This is a genomic window from Olsenella sp. Marseille-QA0557, from assembly GCF_965119725.1.
GTDB classification, from domain to species: Bacteria; Actinomycetota; Coriobacteriia; order Coriobacteriales; family Atopobiaceae; genus Coprovicinus; species Coprovicinus avistercoris.
This window is the reverse complement of record NZ_CBCPMI010000001.1, coordinates 1,193,878-1,211,034: the sequence shown is the minus strand read 5'-3', so window position 1 is coordinate 1,211,034 and position 17,157 is coordinate 1,193,878. Positions and strand designations below refer to the sequence as shown.

Genomic DNA, 17,157 nt, shown 5'->3' with positions numbered 1-17,157 from the left:
TACCTATTGAATTTCAGAAAGACCTGCTTCGAATCTTAGTCGAAGCAGGTCCAATGAAACGTTCGGGAACAGAGAACAATAAGCTTTTCCAGAGCTTTAACTACGAACTTCAGCTCCTAAACCACGGGTGAGCTTAGTGACCAGCTTATTGTGTACCTTCTCAACCTCTTCCGAGGTAAGCGTATGATCTGCTGCTCGATAGGTAAGCGAAAATGCCATCGATTTCTTACCCGCACCAACGCGCTTTTCATCACGATAAACATCAAATAGATGTGCCTCAGCAAGCAACTTGCCACCAGCAGAAGATATACGCTGCATAAGCTGCTCGTAGGTAACCGACTCGTCAACAACAAGCGCAAGGTCAACCTCAACACCGGGCAGTGTTGGCACATCCTCATAAGGCAGCTCATCATGTGCCAGGCGGAGCAGTGCTGCAAGCGAAAGCTCAAAAGCTACGACAGGCACATCAATATCGACAGCGCGAAGAGCGCGAGGATGGATATTGCCAACCCAGCCAATAAGCTCGCCTCCGGCAAGCACCTCTGCCGCTCGGCCAGGCTGCAGAAAAGCGTATTCCTCTGCATCTACTGGCTTAAAGCGCACTTTAGTAATACGCAACGAATCAAGCAGTTCCTCTACAACACCCTTTGCATCGTAGAAGTCGTAATCTGCAAACCGTTGATTCCAGGCATCATCTGCACGCTTGCCAGCCAAGACGCCACATACGTAGCTCGGCTCATCAGGCAAACTACGATGCTCATGTCCATAGAACACGCGGCCAATCTCATAAAGTGCAACATTCGACACACCATGGTCGAGGTTATATGCCACAGAAGCAAGCAAGCCGGGAAGCATATCTCGACGCATCTCAGACTGCTCAGCAACAAGCGGGCGAATAATTTTTACGGGTACACCACGACCCTTTTCAGAAATGCCAAGACGCCCAAGATCGTTGGGTGCAGCAAAACAATATGTTGAGGTTTCAGAAAGGCCACACGCACGCAACGTGGCACCAATAGTACGTGTACGACGCTGTTCTGTCGTTAAACCACCAGCATGGTTGCGGGCTGCAGGAAGTGTTGGCTCAATGTCACCCTCACCCCACAGACGCACGACCTCCTCAATAAGGTCAACCTCTCGCAGCAAATCCGGACGATTGGTGGGAGCAACTACACAGAGATTATCCTCACCGGTCTTCTCAACCGCACAACCCAGACGTTGCAAACGCGTCACCATGAAGTCCTCGGGAATCTGTGCTCCGGCAAGCAGGCACACACGGGAAGGACGCAGCGTAATCTGAACGGGCGCATCAGCCTCTTTACCAGGATATACGTCCACAACACCAGGGCATACTTCCGCTGAGCAGCACTCTTCAAACAATGCTGCTGCGATCTGAGAAACCTCATCACAGCTTGTACCGTCAACCTGGCGCTCGTAGCGAATAGAAGCTTCGCTCATAAGATCAAGATTACGGCTGGTACGCGAGATATGACCGGAGGAGAAGTTTGCTACTTCGAGAAGAACGTCGGTTGTAGTGTCGGTAATCTCTGAATCGAGTCCACCCATGACGCCAGCCAAACCAACTGCTACGCCACCATCATCAGAAATAACCGCCATATCTGGTGTGAGGGTGCGCTCCTGACCATCAAGCGTCGTGAGTTTCTCACCTTCATGAGCAGCACGAACCACAATGTGGCGCTTACCATCACGCTCAGAAAGGGTGCCAAGATCAAAGGCGTGCATGGGAAGGCCCGTAAGGTACATCACGTAGTTGGTAACATCTACAACGTTGTTGATAGAACGTCCGCCCGCAGCAGACACGCGCTGGGCAAGCCACTCTGGCGAAGGCCCAATTTTCACATTGCGCACGACACGGGCAGTATAACGACTGCAAAGTTCAGGATCATCGATAGTGACATCTACAAGCTCAGACGCATCCGGGCCGGAAGTGTTTGAAAGCTGAGGAAGCTCAAAGTGAGTGTCCTTATCAAAGATAGCTGAGACCTCTGTCGCAAATCCTGTCATAGAAAGACAGTCGGGACGGTTTGGGGTGATCTCACAATCAATAACCGTATCAGAGGAACCCAGATAATCGGCAAGATCCATACCTACTGGCGCATCTTCAGGGAGGATCATAATGCCATCATGATCTGATCCGATACCAAGCTCGCGAGCAGAGCAGTTCATACCACAGCTCTCGATACCGCGCAGCTTACTCTTTTTAATCTTGATATCCCCTGGCAAAACAGCGCCGATCATGGCGCAGACAATATGGTCGCCCTCGTTAAAGTTCTGAGCACCACAGACAATCTGTAGAGGCTCAGGATTTCCTGAAGCGTCAACATTCTTGTCGCCCACATCAACTTTGCAAAGCCACATATGGTCGGAATTGGGATGACGCTCTTTGCTCACAATTTGAGCAGTTACCACATGATCAAAGTTAGCACCTGTACGTTCAACTGCTTCTACCTCTGTACCAGTGCGAATAAGCTCCTGAACAAGCTCAGCAGGGTCTGCTGGCACATCCACCATGCTCTTGAGCCATTCGTATGAGACACGCATGTTCTTCTCCTTCTTAGAACTGTTTAAGGAAACGCATGTCACCAGTCATGAGCATGCGGAGGTCGGGTAAGTCATAACGAAGCGCAGCCACGCGCTCAACACCAATGCCAAAGGCAAACCCGGTGTACTTCTCGGGGTCAATCCCGCAGTACTCAAATACGTTGGGGTCTACCATTCCGGCACCCAAAATCTCAAGCCAGCCAGTGTTTTTGCAGAAGCGGCAACCCTTACCACCGCAAACACCACAAGAAACATCGACCTCACAAGAGGGCTCAGTAAATGGGAAGAAGTGAGGACGATAACGTGTCGCACGGTCACGTCCAAAAATCTCACGGCAGAAATAATCGAGCGTACCCTTGAGATCGCCGAACGTAATGCCCTCATCTACAACAAGACCTTCGACTTGTGTGAATTGTGGCAGATGGTTGGCATCCGCGGTATCGGGACGAAATACCGTGCCCGGACAAATCATATAAATAGGAGGTTTCTTCTGCTCCATAACATGCACTTGCACGCCTGACGTTTGTGTGCGCAGCAAAATATCTGACTCGCCCTGGACGTTGGTCTCTTCTGCGTGTGCCACGCTACCAGGTGCATTGTCAACAACATAGAACGTATCTTTAGCAGAACGGCTCGGGTGATCCTCAGGAGCATTCAGTGCGGTGAAGTTGTACCACGTAGTCTCTACATACGGTCCGTCTTCAACGGTATATCCCAAACCGCAGAAGATATCTTCGATTTCCTCACGAATCTGGTTAATAAGATGCTGTGTACCAGGTGAGAAACGCCTGCCTGGAAGTGTAACGTCGCAAGCATCAGCTGCCATGCGTTTTTCCATAAGCTCTGCTGCAAGCTCTTCACGGCGAGCATTGATGCTCGCTTCCACGCGAGTACGAACTTCATTGGCAAGCTTGCCCATAGCCGGACGCTCCTCCGGAGTCAGCTTACCCATGGAGTGCATAATTGCGGTCAGCTTGCCCTTCCTGCCAAGCACGGAAACACGAAGAGCCTCAAGCGCATCCAGATCAGTAGCGGCAGCAAGCCCTTCTGTCACTTGGGCCTCAATGGTCCTGAGGTCGTCGGACATCGACATTGTGTCATCCCTTCTCGATAAAAAAACCGTCCTTGCACAGCCATGCTGCTGTCCAAGGACGGATTGATCCGCGGTACCACCTCGGTTGATGTAACGCATTATGAGTTGCGCACATCCACTCTTTATCTCCGTTTCGTGGAGCGACGGCTTCCCTACTGAGACACACCCGCTATAGAGGTATCTGTTCAAGTCGCAGCTGATAGAGTGAACTCAAGACATCTACCTTGGAGGGAGCTCTCAGCCGGTGACTCCCATCTCTGTCCGCTGGTAACGCGACGTCTCAACCTCTCCGTCATTGCCTTCGGGCAAGGATAGCACATACCCTTCGTTGGTGAAACAGGTATTGAACTCCTTATTGCTCTGTCACAAGACGACCCGCAAGATACGTTGAACGCACACTAAGGTCGGGCGCCAAAATATTAAAATCTGCTGGCATCCCTGTACGCAAGCTGCCGCAGCTTTTTTCTATTCCAGCAGCACGAGCAGGCACCTCAGATGCCATGCGGATAGCTTGCTCTGGTGATGCCACCCCCCAAGCAACAACATTCTGTACAGCACGGGCAAGAGTAAGCGTAGAGCCAGCTATATTTCCAAGAGTTCCATCTTCTTGGATAAGACGTGCGACTCCCTCAGTAACACGAATGGGAAAATCACCCAACATATAGTCGCCCTCAGGCATACCACCACAGCGCAAACAGTCGGAAACAAGTGCCACATGTTCCCAGCCCTTTGCTGCAACAAGCGCAGCTACGGCACCTGGTGCCACATGCAAGCCATCACAAATAAGCTCTGCTGTAGTGGTGGGCGTAGCCATAGCACACCCCACTAAACCTGGAGAACGATGCAGCAGTCCGCTCATTGCATTGTAGGTGTGTACAAAAACACGTGCCCCTGCCGCCACAGCAGCCAATCCTTGCTCATAGGTCGCATTAGAGTGACCCAAAGAGCAGACAACACCCATTTCTGTTGCCTGGGCACAGAATGTTTCGGAACCAGAACGCTCTGGAGCTAAAGAGCATCTCGTAATAAGGCCATCGGATACCTGCTGCCAACGATTGATTAAAGCTATATTGGGGTCGAGCATATTTCGTGGATTCTGCGCACCCGCTCGATCGGCAACGAAGAAGGGTCCCTCAAGAAAAATGCCCTGTATGCGTGAGCTATATCCCGATTCGGCTTGCTTCTTTTTTGCCTGAGCAACACACTTACATGCCTGCTCTATCTCATCTTGAGGCTGCGTAAGTGTTGTGGGCGTCCAGGAGGTGGTACCTGCTTGCAGTAACTTCTGTGCTGCAATAAGCACTCCCTCAGCATCGCAGTCCATCACATCATGGCCCGAAAACCCATGTATATGAATATCTACATACCCAGGAGCAACCCATGCATCAAGCTGTTCTACGATTTCAAAACCTTGAGGAGGGGTGGGAGACCAACTACCAATAGTGCCATCTACTACGCTTAAATACCCTGGGCCAGCTAACGATCCAGGCAGTACAAACGTATGGGCATGAACAGCAAAAGAGTTCATATGCTTACGACCTCGCCAACATAAGTGCTTGATAAGCACTTCCATACATTCCAGCTTTATTTCCCAGGCTTGCACGTTCAAAACGTGTTTCCGTTACAGGACTTAAGCATTGCTCACGATAACGGGCAATAAGCTCTTCCGAAAAAATATCGAATGCCTCGCCCATGCCACCTCCTATGACAAAGGCGCCCGGATTCACGGTAGCAGCAACACAGGAAAGAGCGAAAGCGAGACTGGAACACATGATACGAATTGCTTCGGCAGCAGCTTTATCGCCAGCTTCAAAAGCCTCAAACACCGATCGAGAATCACTGAGGCCCGTTAAAGAGCAGGGATTTATGCCTAAACGAGCACATGCCGCTTTATAGGAATACACCACACCGGTTGCCGAAGCGTATTGCTCCAAACATCCTTTTCGCCCGCATCCACACACGCGACTTTCATGAGGATTGACCGTAAGATGGCCTATCTCTCCCGCACATCCATTCTTGCCAGCAACCAACTTGCCATCACATACGATGCCTCCGCCAACACCAGTGCCAAGTGTTACAAACACAACACTCCGCTCGCCCTGCGCAGCGCCCCGCCAGAGCTCTCCCAGAGCAGCGGCATTTGCATCGTTCAGCGCGGCTAATATGGCATGTGGATACGAGCGCATGATTGCTGCTTCAAGACCAAGCAGATCAATCTGAGCATTTGGAATAAATCCCGGAAGTCCGTCCTCGCCAATGGGACCTGGAATATCAAGTCCGATACCTATGACGTTATTTCCATCGCCATGTTGTTGGACAAGTTCATCCAAACAGGTAGTTACCACCGCATATGCTTCTTCAGTGATAAGCGCTGGCGTCGGAACCGACGCCTCTCCTAAAAGTTTTCCCTCCGTTGTGAAAAGACCCGCTTTAACGGACGTGCCTCCCACATCAATACCCAACAAAAGTTCATGACCTGAATCTATTGCAGTCGGCTGATTATCCATACATCCTCCTTGCGCATGAACTATTTTTCGTCAGTATCTCGCAAGATAATTACCATGCCACGAGCAGTACCACAAACGAGCGGATACACTCTTTTATCGTTATCAACTTTCACAGAGGAGCGCCTATGCGAGCTGTCATACAACGGGTTAAAGAAGCGCAGGTTTCTGTAGATCAGCAAGTTATAGGTTCGTGTCAGCACGGTTTACTCATCTTACTTGGCATAGGACCTCATGACACCGATGAGGTCGTACAACGTTTCTGGCACAAAATTCGTAACCTGCGCATTTTTGAGGATGATCAAGGCAAAACGAATTTATCACTCGCAAATGTTGAGGGTGAACTGCTCGTTGTAAGCCAATTCACCCTCTATGCAAATTGTAGGAAGGGAAATCGTCCCTCTTTTATCGATGCTGCCCAACCAGAACTAGCCAACATGCTTTACGAGCATTTTTGTGAAGCAGCCGAACAAGACGGCTTTACCGTAGGCCGCGGTTCATTTGGAGCAAACATGAGCGTTTCCCTCATAAATGATGGGCCGTTCACGATTTGGCTCGATAGCGCTGAGTTAGGCATGTAAGTTCGTTAGTTTGAGCTGTTGCCACGCGAAGAAGCATTGCCTTCGCTATGTCCACGGCCACGCCCACCGCGGTGGTGACGCCTGCGACGCGGCGTTGTTTCTCCCGCCTCGTTGTTGCGCGATCGCAGAGAACGACGCTCCTGATTATCTTGGCGTGCCTGACGTTTGGTATTTGCCTGAGGCTGACGAGCCTGTGCACCGCCCTTATCACCAGGACGACGCGTGTGGCGCGTTCTTGTACCTGCCGAAGGACTTGCAGATTGCTGCTTTTCAGAAGCCGCTACCCGATGGTGACGTCTGCGACGCGTTGGTGCAGATGCAGCCTGAGCGGCAGCATTTTCTGAAGAACGGCGTTCTTGTTGCTGCTGTGCAGGTTGAGCCTGGGAGCTCTTGCGCACACGCCGTCTGCGCGTTGGCTTAGCCTTTCCCTGCTCTTCTTGTGAGGCGTTAGTTTTAGCAGAAGTTTTATTGGAAGACTTGGTCTTTTTCTCAGTTGTTGCAGCAGATCGGGACGGCTCTTCCACCACTTGCTGCCTGCATACTGGATTGACAAAGAGGTCGTCCACATCAAATACCTCAGCCGGAGTAAGACCGTTTTTCCTATCGAGCTCTGCTAAGGCCATCTGAATTTGTGGCGAGTTAATCTTTTCTAATGTGGAGCGAAGTACGGTATCGGGACGACAAGGACATCCAAGTTCTTCCGACTTCTTATGCGCAGCCTCAGAAGCTTCCATTTCTGCAAGAGGAACGCGTACTTGCTTTCCACTTTCTAAACGCAGACAAAGCTGTTCTTTCGGCGTGTCGTATTCAACAATCTTTGCTTTGCCAAGCGGCGTATCGATAACCGCATTCTTTTTGGGTGCACGACTCTTAAAGTCTCGATATGCCTCAAATTCATAGCGCAAGCAACACATCAGGCGACCACATGCACCCGATATTTTATTGGAGTTGAGCGGTAAATCCTGCTCTTTTGCCATACGGATAGAAACCGGTTCAAATTGACGACCAAAACGTGCGCAGCAGAGCTCTTGTCCACAATGAGCATAGCCACCCACAATGGCCGCCTCTTCGCGAACACCAATCTGCCGCATATCAATACGCTCATGCAGCTCATGTGAAAGGTCGCGCACGAGCTGACGGAAATCAATCCTATCTTCAGCAGCAAAATAGCAAACTACCTTTTCGCCACCAAAAAGATACTCGACCCCCACGGGCTTCATATCGAGTTCAAGATTTTCAACCGCGCGACGGAAAACTGGAAGTGCCTCCGTTCCCTTCTCAGCAAGCACTTCGGCATAAGCAAGATCGTCGGCTGTAGCCACGCGCAAAACTGGTTGGAGTGTAGCGTCCTCTATCGTATCGCCCAGCTCTTCAGGTGTTACCTCAAAGGCATCGCGAGTAACTAAACCTATTTCGGTTCCACGCTCTGTGGAAACAATAACGTGATCGGCAGCCTGAGCACCGGTTTCACCTGGATCGAACCAGAGCTCATGTACTGCATAGGCAAACTTTACGGGGATAACGGAGATCATCCAAGGGCCTCCTTGAGAGAAAAGAGCATGGCTTCGAGAGCCAGCTGAGGTGAAACATTGTGAGCCACATCATCAGCGGCGCGCCTGATAACATCAAGCGCATGAATAAGTCCAACGGGACCGGGTTTGACTGAGAGACGAGCAACGAGCTCAGCCACGTCTGCATTAACAGGGCCATTTTCTGTTCCTGCGTTTTCCGCATAAACCAACGCATCACGCAAAAGACTCTCTGCTGCTGCCAGAAGTTCCATCATACCTGAACGTTCACGCGCCGAAAGCTCACGCTTTTGAGCATCTTCCATACGCTTCATGGCTTTTGGAGAGAGAAAGTCGCTGTCCTGCTCAGCCATAGCTGAAAGCGCTTCGCGCGTCTCGGAGACGGGCACACGTACAGCGGCAATGAGCTCCTGTGCCGACGATAGAACGTCCCAACCATCATCACGCGGCAATTCAGAAATTGTCCGCAGCATAAGACGACGTGCTTCTCGCCTGCCAGGTGAAGCAAGAAATTCTGCAGCATGCTCAGGTGTTCCTGCAACAGCAAGGGCAATGCGTGCTTCCATACCACTCGCCCCTGTTGTTTGTTCAAGGTTGGCTGCGGCGGATGCGGGAGGAACAACTCGAAATGGCACTAATTGACAACGGGATGCAATGGTCGGTAAAACAGCATCTACTGAACGAGCAATGAGAATAAACACCACACCTTGAGGTGGCTCTTCGATCGTTTTGAGCAAAGCGTTTGCCGGTGCCCCACGCAGCAGTTCTGCACGTTCCAGAATATAAACCTTAGCTGTTGAGCGCACAGGAGCCAGCTGAACATCATCAATGAGATTGCGCACTTGCTCTACGAGATAGCTGCTTATACCTTCAGGAGCTATAAGATGCACATCAGGGTGTGTTCCATGCGCCACGCGGATACATTCATCGCACGTGCCATCTCCACCTTGAGGACATACGATGCACTGAGCTAAAGCTCGTGCAGTCTCAAGTTGTCCCGAGCCGGGTGCTCCCGTAAAGAGATATGCATGTGAAAGATGGTTTTCACGAACTGCCGCAAGAAGAAACTCGCGCACACGAGGTTGCCCCGAAAGGCGTTCGAGAGCAGCTCCTATCGTAGTTGCCACCTACGACACCCCCGTCGCAAAAGGAAGGTTGAGGTCACCGAGAGCCTCAATAATACGATCATGCACCATCTCAGGACTTCCTGAAGCATCAACCACGCAAATGCGTTCAGGCTCGCGTTGAGCAAGCTCCAGATAAGCCGCACGCACACGCTCCTGAAAGCACAGGCCTTCTGCTTCGAGCCTGTCGGGTGTCCCCTCTTTAGCAGCACGTCTGAATGCAATTGAGGGTTCGAGATCAAGCAAAATAGTCCTGATGGGAACACATCCGCACGATCCAAGCGTATTAGCCCACGCAACCATACCTTTATCCAAGCCACGGGCGCCTGCCTGATAGGCATACGTCGAATCATAAAAACGATCGCATATCACAATGGCATTACGAGCACAGGCCGGTTTTATTACCTGATTAACGAGCTGCGCTCGTGAGGCTTCGTAGAGCAAAAGCTCGCATTCCGCGCTCATACTGTTATTGGCGGGATCAAGCAGGAGCTTACGGATACGCTCAGATATGTCTGTACCACCTGGCTCACGAATACTAAGTACCTCAGTAGAGTCCTTAGAAAGCGCCTCAGCTAACATTCGAGCCTGTGTCGACTTACCACAACCATCTGGCCCCTCGAGCGTTATGAATGCGCCTTGCTGCACTCCTTGTGCCCGCATGAGACCTTCTGTCATACAACCCTCCGACATACATCAATCCAACTGCTCGCTATTTAGCTTGCTTCTTCGTTGAACGCTTTTTCCCGCGTCCTCGTCCTGTACTTGCACGTTTTTCCTTACTTGGACACTCATAATTAGGACAAAGTTTCCAAGGACCGCGAGCCGTTTCTACCTCGACGAGAGGTGCTCCGCAATCGGGGCACACTTCACCTGTAGCGTGAAGTTCTCCTCGTGCAGGCAACGGATAACTCGTCCCACACTCTTCAAAGTTAGTGCAGCGAATAAAGCGTTTACCTGTACGCTCACTCTTATGTGCAATAAGCGTGCCTTCGCGTCCCGCCTCTTGGCATGCCTTGCACGTGCCAACAACAACATCAGGCTCGCGATTTGTGGGACAAGCTGGATTGATGCACATCTCATACGCCTTGCTGCGGAATGGCTGCGCCTTAATCCTCGGAGCTCCACACTCAGGACATACCCCTTCATCGCCTTCAAGAGGCTCAATCTTACAATTGGAAGGAAGCGGATAGGTCACATCACAATCGGGCCATCCCATGCAGCCTACAAAGCTTGAACGTGTCTTAGCAGAGTTCTTAACAACAAGGTCACGACCACACTTGGGACACACACCCACTTTTGCATCGGCTGTTACCGCATCTGAAATAGCTTCGCCTAAATCCTCGGTATGCTCAACCAAGCCATCCATCATAGCTGCAAGCAATGCTCGAGAATGATATACAACCTCATCGCGCGTATCATCGCCCTCGGACACTTTTGTCATGTCCTCTTCGAGCTCACTCGTCATTTCTGGCGTCGTAATTCGCGGTGCCCACGTATGCAGAGCATCAATAATTGCCATTCCGAGTTGACTCGGCTCCACGGGATCGTTTTTGAGATACTTCACTTCATACAAACGCTCGATGGTGGAAGCACGCGTAGATTTTGTTCCCAGACCAAGCCGCTCCATCTCCTGAATAAGCTTGCCCTGACTATAACGAGCAGGCGGCTCTGTTTGCTTCTTCAAAAGCTCTAAATCATGTACACCAACGGTATCGTTTTCCGCAAGAGCAGGGAGTTGTTCGTCGCGCTTGAGACCAAAGGGATAAATCGCACGGTATCCGCGCTCAACCAAAACATCGCCTGAGGCCTGGAAAAGCTCACCACCGACATCCAAGCGAACCTTTGTACCTTCTATAACTGCTGGGTTCATAAGAGTTGCCAAAAACCTACGAGCCACAAGGTTGTAAAGCTTCCACTCTGCAGGCTTCAAGCGATCAGGACTGGCGACACCCGTTGGATAAATGGGTGGGTGGTCGGTTGTTTGCTGCTTACCTCGCGTTGGATGGAAGGAACCTTCCGAAAGAATAGCAGCACATGCATCGGCATACTGAGGTACACCTGAAAGCATGCGAACAGCGCCGCCAAGGTCCAATGACGAAGGATAGACAGTATTGTCTACACGCGGATACGAAATGAGGCCCTCCATGTAGAGCGACTCCGCAATACGCATAGTTCGAGCCGGCGATAAACCCTCAGCTGCAGCAGCTGCCTGCAGCGATGTGGTATTAAAGGGTGTGGGCGGCTTAGACTGCCGACGGCGCTTGGTTACTTCAACTACTGTTGCTGTGTTGGCAAGGGACGCCTTTTCAAATGCAGCCTGTGCTTCTTGTTCATCAGAGAAGCGATTTTTGATATGGCTCATCTTAAATTCTTCGTCTTCAAACGAACCCATACCAACAATTTGCCAATAGTCCTCTGGAACAAACGCCTCGCGTTCACGCTCTCGAGCTACAACGAGTGCAAGCGTGGGAGTCTGCACACGACCAGCCGACCGGGTATTCCCAAATCCACCACGTTTTGCCACGGTAAGGTAGCGTGTCAGAACTGCACCCCAAATGAGGTCGATATATCGACGGGAATCACCTGCATCAGCAAGATCTTGATCAAGATCAACGAGGTGTGAGAAGGCATGATCTATCTCGCGCTTTGTGAATGCAGAATAACGCGCACGTGAAACAGGGACATCGGGAGCAACTTGACGAATTTGTATGAGTGCATCCGAGCCAATAAGCTCACCCTCACGGTCGAAGTCGGTGCCAATAACGACCGAATCAGCCTTCTTGGCAAGGTTCTTCAATGCACGAATGATCTCTTTTTCAGCGGGAAGCTTCTCGATGGGCGCCCACACGAGATAGGGCAAGCTCGGTATATTCCACGACTTGATTGAAATACCGTCTTTTAGATATGGACGACGCTTAGACTCATATGGAGGACGCGCTAAACCATCGGGAACATTGGCTGGCAGATGCTCTCCATCTTCCGTTAAACCATACCAGCCCTCTTGAGCATCAAAATGCAGCTCAGGAGGAAAGCTTGGTTCGAGAATATGTCCGCGCAAGCCTATGCTTACCCAATCTTCGCCTTCATGACGAAAACGATAAATCGGCGTGTTATAGACCTTATCAGCTGAAGGTTTACCTTCATCTGATAAGAGGCGCGCTATCTGTTGTGCGGCATCGTTCTTCTCTGCAACAACGAGCTTCACGTGGCGGCTCCTTATATTTGGAGACGAGATCTTTTAGCATCCGAATGCAAGCTGGATGTAGTCGGCACTATAGTGCCTGAAAGACCGTCTTCTCTAAAACTTCAATAACAAGCCCGACCAACGGAACCACTCTCACGGATGTACGTTAGTTTCACACGACTCATTCTTTTGTCAGACTAGTCATCCATGCTGTGTGCAGCGTACTGCTCGCGGTCCCATTTAAGAGCCTGCTTACCTTCACGAATAGATATAACCTGGCGGGCAATAGCCAGCGAAATCTCATAAAGGCTGACAAGTGCCGCAAACATGAGAATCATGGTTACAGGCGAGGCGTCCGGCGTTGTAATGCCGGAAATCACCATAAGCGCTACGTAGACATAGCGCCAAGAACGCCTGAGTGTGTAATAAGGCACAATGTGAAAGATTGTGAGATAAAACACGACTAGCGGCAGCTGGAAAGCTATACCAAAACCGATCTCCAGCAGCATAATAATGCTGATATAGTCCTCAGCCTGAGGAACTACTGTGGCGAATTCTACCGTTTGAGAATAAAGCCAACCAAATGCTGCATTAAGAATAACGAGATAACAAAAGATCATTCCAAGGAGAAAAAGAATGATGAAAGCAGCAAAAGTTGGGACGACCCATCGTCTCTCATTTGGTTTGAGCGCTGGGAGAAAGAACGCCATAATCTGCCAGATAACAATGGGGGAAGCAACAATAAGGCCCACAAAGAGCGAGACCTTAAAACGGACGGTAAAACCACCTAAGGCCGTAAGAACACTCAGCTTGCCATCTGGAATGTAGGCTCGAATTGGATCGAGCAGCATATCAATGATGGTCGGTGTTGCCGCATAAACTACAACAGCCGTGATAAGAACGGCAACAACGATAATGGTAAGACGACGCCTAAGCTCCCCAAGGTGGTCGAGAAGCGGCATGCGCGCTGGTCCAATAGGCATAAAACAACGGGAGGACAAGGCGTTTTAACGCGTGCTCCCTGCCTCCTCTCCAGAGTTGTCGGCCTTCTCAGAAACTGAAGTTGCCTCAGCGCTCGCATGAGAAGCACTGTCTTCTGTATCAACTTCACCTGCCTGGACAGCGGTTACCTTACGAACACGACGAGTAGAACGTCCGTACAGCGCTGCCAGATCGGGTTCTTGAGAAGCTGTCTCTTCATGTGCTGTTGCTGTAGAAGTAGAGCTATCAACATCGCCATCTGAGTCGGCAGGAAGCACAACTGCACTGCCAACCGCGTCTATATCTTCATCAGAATCTGGGTTCCCATATGAAACGGCAGGAACCGCCTGAGGCGTCGATGCATCCTGTGTAGCTGCATCTTGAGAAGCTTCTGCTGCCGCTTTCCGCTCGGCCTCAAGACGAGCTTTGCGCTCTGCAAAGGTTTCTGTAGGACGACGAGATGCCTCATCAGTAGTATCTGCATCAGCGTCAGCATCGTCTTCGTCACCTAAAAATGAAGAACCCTTTGCACTGACTGGATCAACGATCTCAGTGCGAACTACCTCAGTAAGGCCTTCTTGTGCCTGACGGAACTGGCGCAGAGCTCGGCCAATTGTTCTACCCATACCAGGAAGCTTATCGGGCCCAAAAATGAGGAAGGCAAAGAGCAGGATGAGGGCAAACTCAGTTCCTCCAATACCAAACACTACTTACTCCTCCTCTGGTGCATTTGTAGAATCAAGATTGAGCTCGGCATCCACACCAAGAAGCCCCAGCACACGCATGACGTTCCGCTGAGGATGCAGCACTGACACATGAATCCCTGCATCATGAGCTCTGTGGACAACACCAACTAAAACACCAATTCCCGTTGAATCGATGTAGGGAACCTCGGCGATGTCTATTGCCACATCATGAGTACCAGATGCTAACGCCTTATCCAATGCATCGCGTAAAACATCGGCATTAGAAACGTCAACTTCTCCCGAAACCAATACGATTTCGCGGTCGTTCTCATGACGTGTAGTAATTGTAAGTTCCATTGCTCCCTCATCTCAGTTGCCGGAAGTAGCGGCGTTGTTGAGCATATTTTCCAGACTGTCCTGTGTGTCAGTTGTATCAGTTTGGCTTCCAGATTCAGCAGCCTGCAGATTAGCAAGTTGCTGTGTAGCATATGATTTTGCACCATAACTGTCATCGGCGTCAGCTCTCGTTGCCTCGGTATAGGCACGTTTAGCCGCTTCTGTATCACCATTTTGCTGATACATCATTCCAAGATAAGCCCATGCTGGGCCATAGTTATTGCCGGTATCTGTTGCAACAAAGGACTCAAGAGCATTGATAGCCCCATCAACATCCCCTGCATAGAACTGACAAAGGGCAACACGAGTTCGAATATCGCTCGATTCGTGAAGTGCAAGATACTCTTCATAGGTACTCTGTGCGAGCCCATAGAGTTCCTGTACGTGCTGCTGGCCTGTCTCATCTGTCGCATAAGGACTTGCAGCCGAAGCCCATTCAAGATAGGTATCGCCCAGATTCAACAGGGGTGCGAGGCGCTCATTATCGTTTGACGCATTATCCAAACGTGTTTGCAAATCAGACACTTCGGAACCATAGGTCGCATCAACAGTTTCCATGCTTTCAGTCGATGCTTCTGATGTATCCGATGCAGCTGAAGTATCTGTAGTTCCTGTTCCAAAGATACTTGATAGCGAGGGCAACAACACTGAAAGCACCATAAGAACCGCAAGGATGATAATAACAACCGCCATCCAACGACTCTTAACCGGCGCTCCAGAAGAAGTCTTGCTCTTTTGCTTTGCAGCAGGATCGCTTGGGGTGCGCGACGAAACCGTGCTCACCTTACTGGCAGAGCGAGATGACTTACTCTCTGCGTTTTGATGAACACGACGTGCGTGTTTGTTCTGTTTACTGCGTCCCCGCTTCTTGTTATTCGCCATAGGCGAACACACCTCTCTCGTGCTAGCAAAGCGTTCAGCGCCCAACGATTGGCTCTATCTATAACGCATGCAATTGTCCATTTTACAAAAAGAGACAAGTTTCAAGCCACTCACCGAAAAAGATGAGGTGCTTTGCACCGTTATGTCATGAAGCTCATACGGCGAAACCCGAAATCTGTCCGAATTTCGCCGGATAAAGCGCCTATTCAATCTTGTCCATTATGCCGTTTGAGCAGAAAGTGCCAATCGCGCTGAAACAATCCTTGCGCAAACAACAAATACATCGAGAGCTTTAGACAGCTCTTCAAGCGAAGGATATGTCGGAGCAATTCGAATGTTGGTGTCGTAAGGATCATTGCCACCAGGCCATGTGGCACCAGCGGACGTAAGCTTAACGCCCAGCTCTGCTGCCATCTTCACGATTGCTTTCGCAGAACCTTGAGGACCATCAAACGAAACAAAATAGCCGCCATTAGGATGCGTCCAGGTAGCAATATCCAACTCACCCAGACCCTCAGTGAGCTTACGTTCAACCAAAGCAAATCGAGGCTGCAAAATCTGAGCATGCAGCGCCATGTGGGAGCGAACATTGGTAAGATCGCCCAGGTAATCTACGTGCATAAGCTGAACAAGTTTATTGGGGCACACGCGCATGACAGAAAAAGCGCGACGAAGCTCTTCGATATCAGCATCAGATGCAGCAACCCATGCCATGCCCGAACCAGCAAACGTTACTTTCGAAGTAGAGGCAAACTCATAGACAAGATCTTTGCCACCAGCATCCTCTACAGCAGAGAAGATCTCACGCAGAGAATCGCCGGGCTGGACAAGATCATGTACGACATATGCATTGTCCCAATAGATACGGAAATCAGAAGCAGCTGGCTTAAGTGAAGCAAATGCCTCAACTACAGCATCCGAGAAGGTAATGCCGGTGGGATTTTGGTATTTTGGCACGCACCAAATGCCTTTAACCTGTGGATCCAGCTCCACTAAACTGCGGACCATCTCCATATCGGGTCCATCTTCGCGCATAGGAATGGGAATGTTTTCTATTCCGAAAGATTCAGTCAGAGCGAAATGGCGGTCATAACCTGGGCTCGGGCAGAGAAACTTTACTTTTTCCTGACGGCACCAAGGCTCATTTCCTCCTATGCCGTGTACAAAAGCATTGGTTATTACGGAATGCATAATTTCTAGGCTGGAAGAACCAACAACCAACACATTGTCCGGATTGACACCAAGAATTTCTGCTGCAAGTGCACGCGCTGAGGGCAAACCATCTGGACACCCGTAATTTGCAGCATCCACGCCCTTATCGGTGAGATCCGACACATTTGTAAGGGTGTTGAGCATGGGACGTGAAAGGTCAATCTGCTCTGGATTTGGCTTACCACGAGACATGTCCAGCGACAGATTAAGACCACGCAGACGCTCCACCTCATCCTCGAGCCACGAAATCTCCTGATTGAGCTGATCGACACTCATATTTGCATAGGTGTTTGGCATACTGCCTCCTCTAACTGCATCCGTTTGGAGCAAGTATAGACACTTAGGGCTTGAGTGGAACTATGTATTGAGTACCATAAGCAAACTACGAAATGAAACGGTAAAGGAATTTTATGGAGGAGC

General features: G+C 50.3%; 14 protein-coding genes. 1 reads left to right on the top strand and 13 read right to left on the bottom strand.

From position 1 onward, the window contains the following. Positions 1-96: 96 nt before the first annotated feature. From pheT to ACQY6Y_RS05575, 4 genes are all read right to left on the bottom strand, one after another. Positions 97-2,562 carry a phenylalanine--tRNA ligase subunit beta gene (pheT, locus tag ACQY6Y_RS05590; RefSeq protein ID WP_428379326.1) on the bottom strand — a complete coding sequence of 822 codons (2,466 nt, stop codon included), beginning with the start codon at positions 2,560-2,562 and terminating at the stop codon, positions 97-99. 13 nt (positions 2,563-2,575) lie between these two features. Further along, the gene (gene pheS, locus ACQY6Y_RS05585; RefSeq protein WP_428379325.1) at positions 2,576-3,655 is read right to left on the bottom strand and encodes a phenylalanine--tRNA ligase subunit alpha; all 1,080 of its coding nucleotides are present in this window, start codon (positions 3,653-3,655) and stop codon (positions 2,576-2,578) included. A gap of 352 nt (positions 3,656-4,007) precedes the next feature. After that, positions 4,008-5,228: an N-acetylglucosamine-6-phosphate deacetylase gene (gene nagA, locus ACQY6Y_RS05580; RefSeq protein WP_428379324.1), complete on the bottom strand. Its 1,221-nt coding sequence runs from the start codon at positions 5,226-5,228 to the stop codon at positions 4,008-4,010. Next, a complete protein-coding gene (locus ACQY6Y_RS05575) occupies positions 5,188-6,162 on the bottom strand; it encodes an ROK family protein (RefSeq protein ID WP_428379323.1) in 975 nt (324 codons plus the stop codon). Before ACQY6Y_RS05575 ends, nagA begins: the two co-directional genes overlap by 41 nt. A gap of 125 nt (positions 6,163-6,287) precedes the next feature. Between ACQY6Y_RS05575 and dtd the strand changes: the two genes are divergently transcribed. After that, positions 6,288-6,740, top strand: a complete 453-nt coding sequence (dtd, locus tag ACQY6Y_RS05570; protein ID WP_428379322.1) for a D-aminoacyl-tRNA deacylase — start codon at positions 6,288-6,290, stop codon at positions 6,738-6,740. A gap of 5 nt (positions 6,741-6,745) precedes the next feature. On the opposite strand, the gene ricT is transcribed toward dtd, so the two are convergent. The 9 genes from ricT to ACQY6Y_RS05525 form a co-directional block, all read right to left on the bottom strand. Beyond that, on the bottom strand, positions 6,746-8,272 hold the full coding sequence (gene ricT, locus ACQY6Y_RS05565; RefSeq protein WP_428379321.1) for a regulatory iron-sulfur-containing complex subunit RicT: 1,527 nt from the start codon (positions 8,270-8,272) through the stop codon (positions 6,746-6,748). Beyond that, complete coding sequence (locus tag ACQY6Y_RS05560) at positions 8,269-9,396, bottom strand: ATP-binding protein (protein WP_428379320.1); 1,128 nt, start codon at positions 9,394-9,396, stop codon at positions 8,269-8,271. The genes ricT and ACQY6Y_RS05560 overlap by 4 nt, the downstream gene beginning before the upstream one ends. After that, positions 9,397-10,071, bottom strand: coding sequence for a dTMP kinase (tmk, locus tag ACQY6Y_RS05555; RefSeq protein ID WP_428379319.1), 675 nt, complete (start codon positions 10,069-10,071; stop codon positions 9,397-9,399). A 34-nt stretch (positions 10,072-10,105) separates the two neighbouring features. Continuing rightward, positions 10,106-12,601, bottom strand: a complete 2,496-nt coding sequence (locus ACQY6Y_RS05550) for a DNA topoisomerase I (protein ID WP_428379318.1) — start codon at positions 12,599-12,601, stop codon at positions 10,106-10,108. 176 nt (positions 12,602-12,777) lie between these two features. Further along, positions 12,778-13,563, bottom strand: coding sequence for a twin-arginine translocase subunit TatC (gene tatC, locus ACQY6Y_RS05545; protein WP_428379317.1), 786 nt, complete (start codon positions 13,561-13,563; stop codon positions 12,778-12,780). A 24-nt stretch (positions 13,564-13,587) separates the two neighbouring features. Then, positions 13,588-14,268 carry a Sec-independent protein translocase subunit TatA/TatB gene (locus tag ACQY6Y_RS05540; RefSeq protein WP_428379316.1) on the bottom strand — a complete coding sequence of 227 codons (681 nt, stop codon included), beginning with the start codon at positions 14,266-14,268 and terminating at the stop codon, positions 13,588-13,590. A gap of 3 nt (positions 14,269-14,271) precedes the next feature. Then, positions 14,272-14,604, bottom strand: a complete 333-nt coding sequence (locus ACQY6Y_RS05535) for an STAS domain-containing protein (RefSeq protein WP_428379315.1) — start codon at positions 14,602-14,604, stop codon at positions 14,272-14,274. A 12-nt stretch (positions 14,605-14,616) separates the two neighbouring features. After that, positions 14,617-15,525 carry a tetratricopeptide repeat protein gene (locus ACQY6Y_RS05530; RefSeq protein WP_428379314.1) on the bottom strand — a complete coding sequence of 303 codons (909 nt, stop codon included), beginning with the start codon at positions 15,523-15,525 and terminating at the stop codon, positions 14,617-14,619. A 219-nt stretch (positions 15,526-15,744) separates the two neighbouring features. Beyond that, positions 15,745-17,034: an aminotransferase gene (locus ACQY6Y_RS05525; RefSeq protein ID WP_428379313.1), complete on the bottom strand. Its 1,290-nt coding sequence runs from the start codon at positions 17,032-17,034 to the stop codon at positions 15,745-15,747. Positions 17,035-17,157: the final 123 nt, after the last annotated feature.

Coding starts and splice junctions, on each gene's coding strand:
- pheT (WP_428379326.1), bottom strand. CDS start 2,562: ATGCGTGTCTCATACGAATGGCTCAAGAGCATGGTGGATGTGCCAGCA.
- pheS (WP_428379325.1), bottom strand. CDS start 3,655: ATGTCGATGTCCGACGACCTCAGGACCATTGAGGCCCAAGTGACAGAA.
- nagA (WP_428379324.1), bottom strand. CDS start 5,228: ATGGAAGTGCTTATCAAGCACTTATGTTGGCGAGGTCGTAAGCATATG.
- ACQY6Y_RS05575 (WP_428379323.1), bottom strand. CDS start 6,162: ATGGATAATCAGCCGACTGCAATAGATTCAGGTCATGAACTTTTGTTG.
- dtd (WP_428379322.1), top strand. CDS start 6,288: ATGCGAGCTGTCATACAACGGGTTAAAGAAGCGCAGGTTTCTGTAGAT.
- ricT (WP_428379321.1), bottom strand. CDS start 8,272: ATGATCTCCGTTATCCCCGTAAAGTTTGCCTATGCAGTACATGAGCTC.
- tmk (WP_428379319.1), bottom strand. CDS start 10,071: ATGACAGAAGGTCTCATGCGGGCACAAGGAGTGCAGCAAGGCGCATTC.
- tatC (WP_428379317.1), bottom strand. CDS start 13,563: ATGCCTATTGGACCAGCGCGCATGCCGCTTCTCGACCACCTTGGGGAG.
- ACQY6Y_RS05535 (WP_428379315.1), bottom strand. CDS start 14,604: ATGGAACTTACAATTACTACACGTCATGAGAACGACCGCGAAATCGTA.
- ACQY6Y_RS05530 (WP_428379314.1), bottom strand. CDS start 15,525: ATGGCGAATAACAAGAAGCGGGGACGCAGTAAACAGAACAAACACGCA.
- ACQY6Y_RS05525 (WP_428379313.1), bottom strand. CDS start 17,034: ATGCCAAACACCTATGCAAATATGAGTGTCGATCAGCTCAATCAGGAG.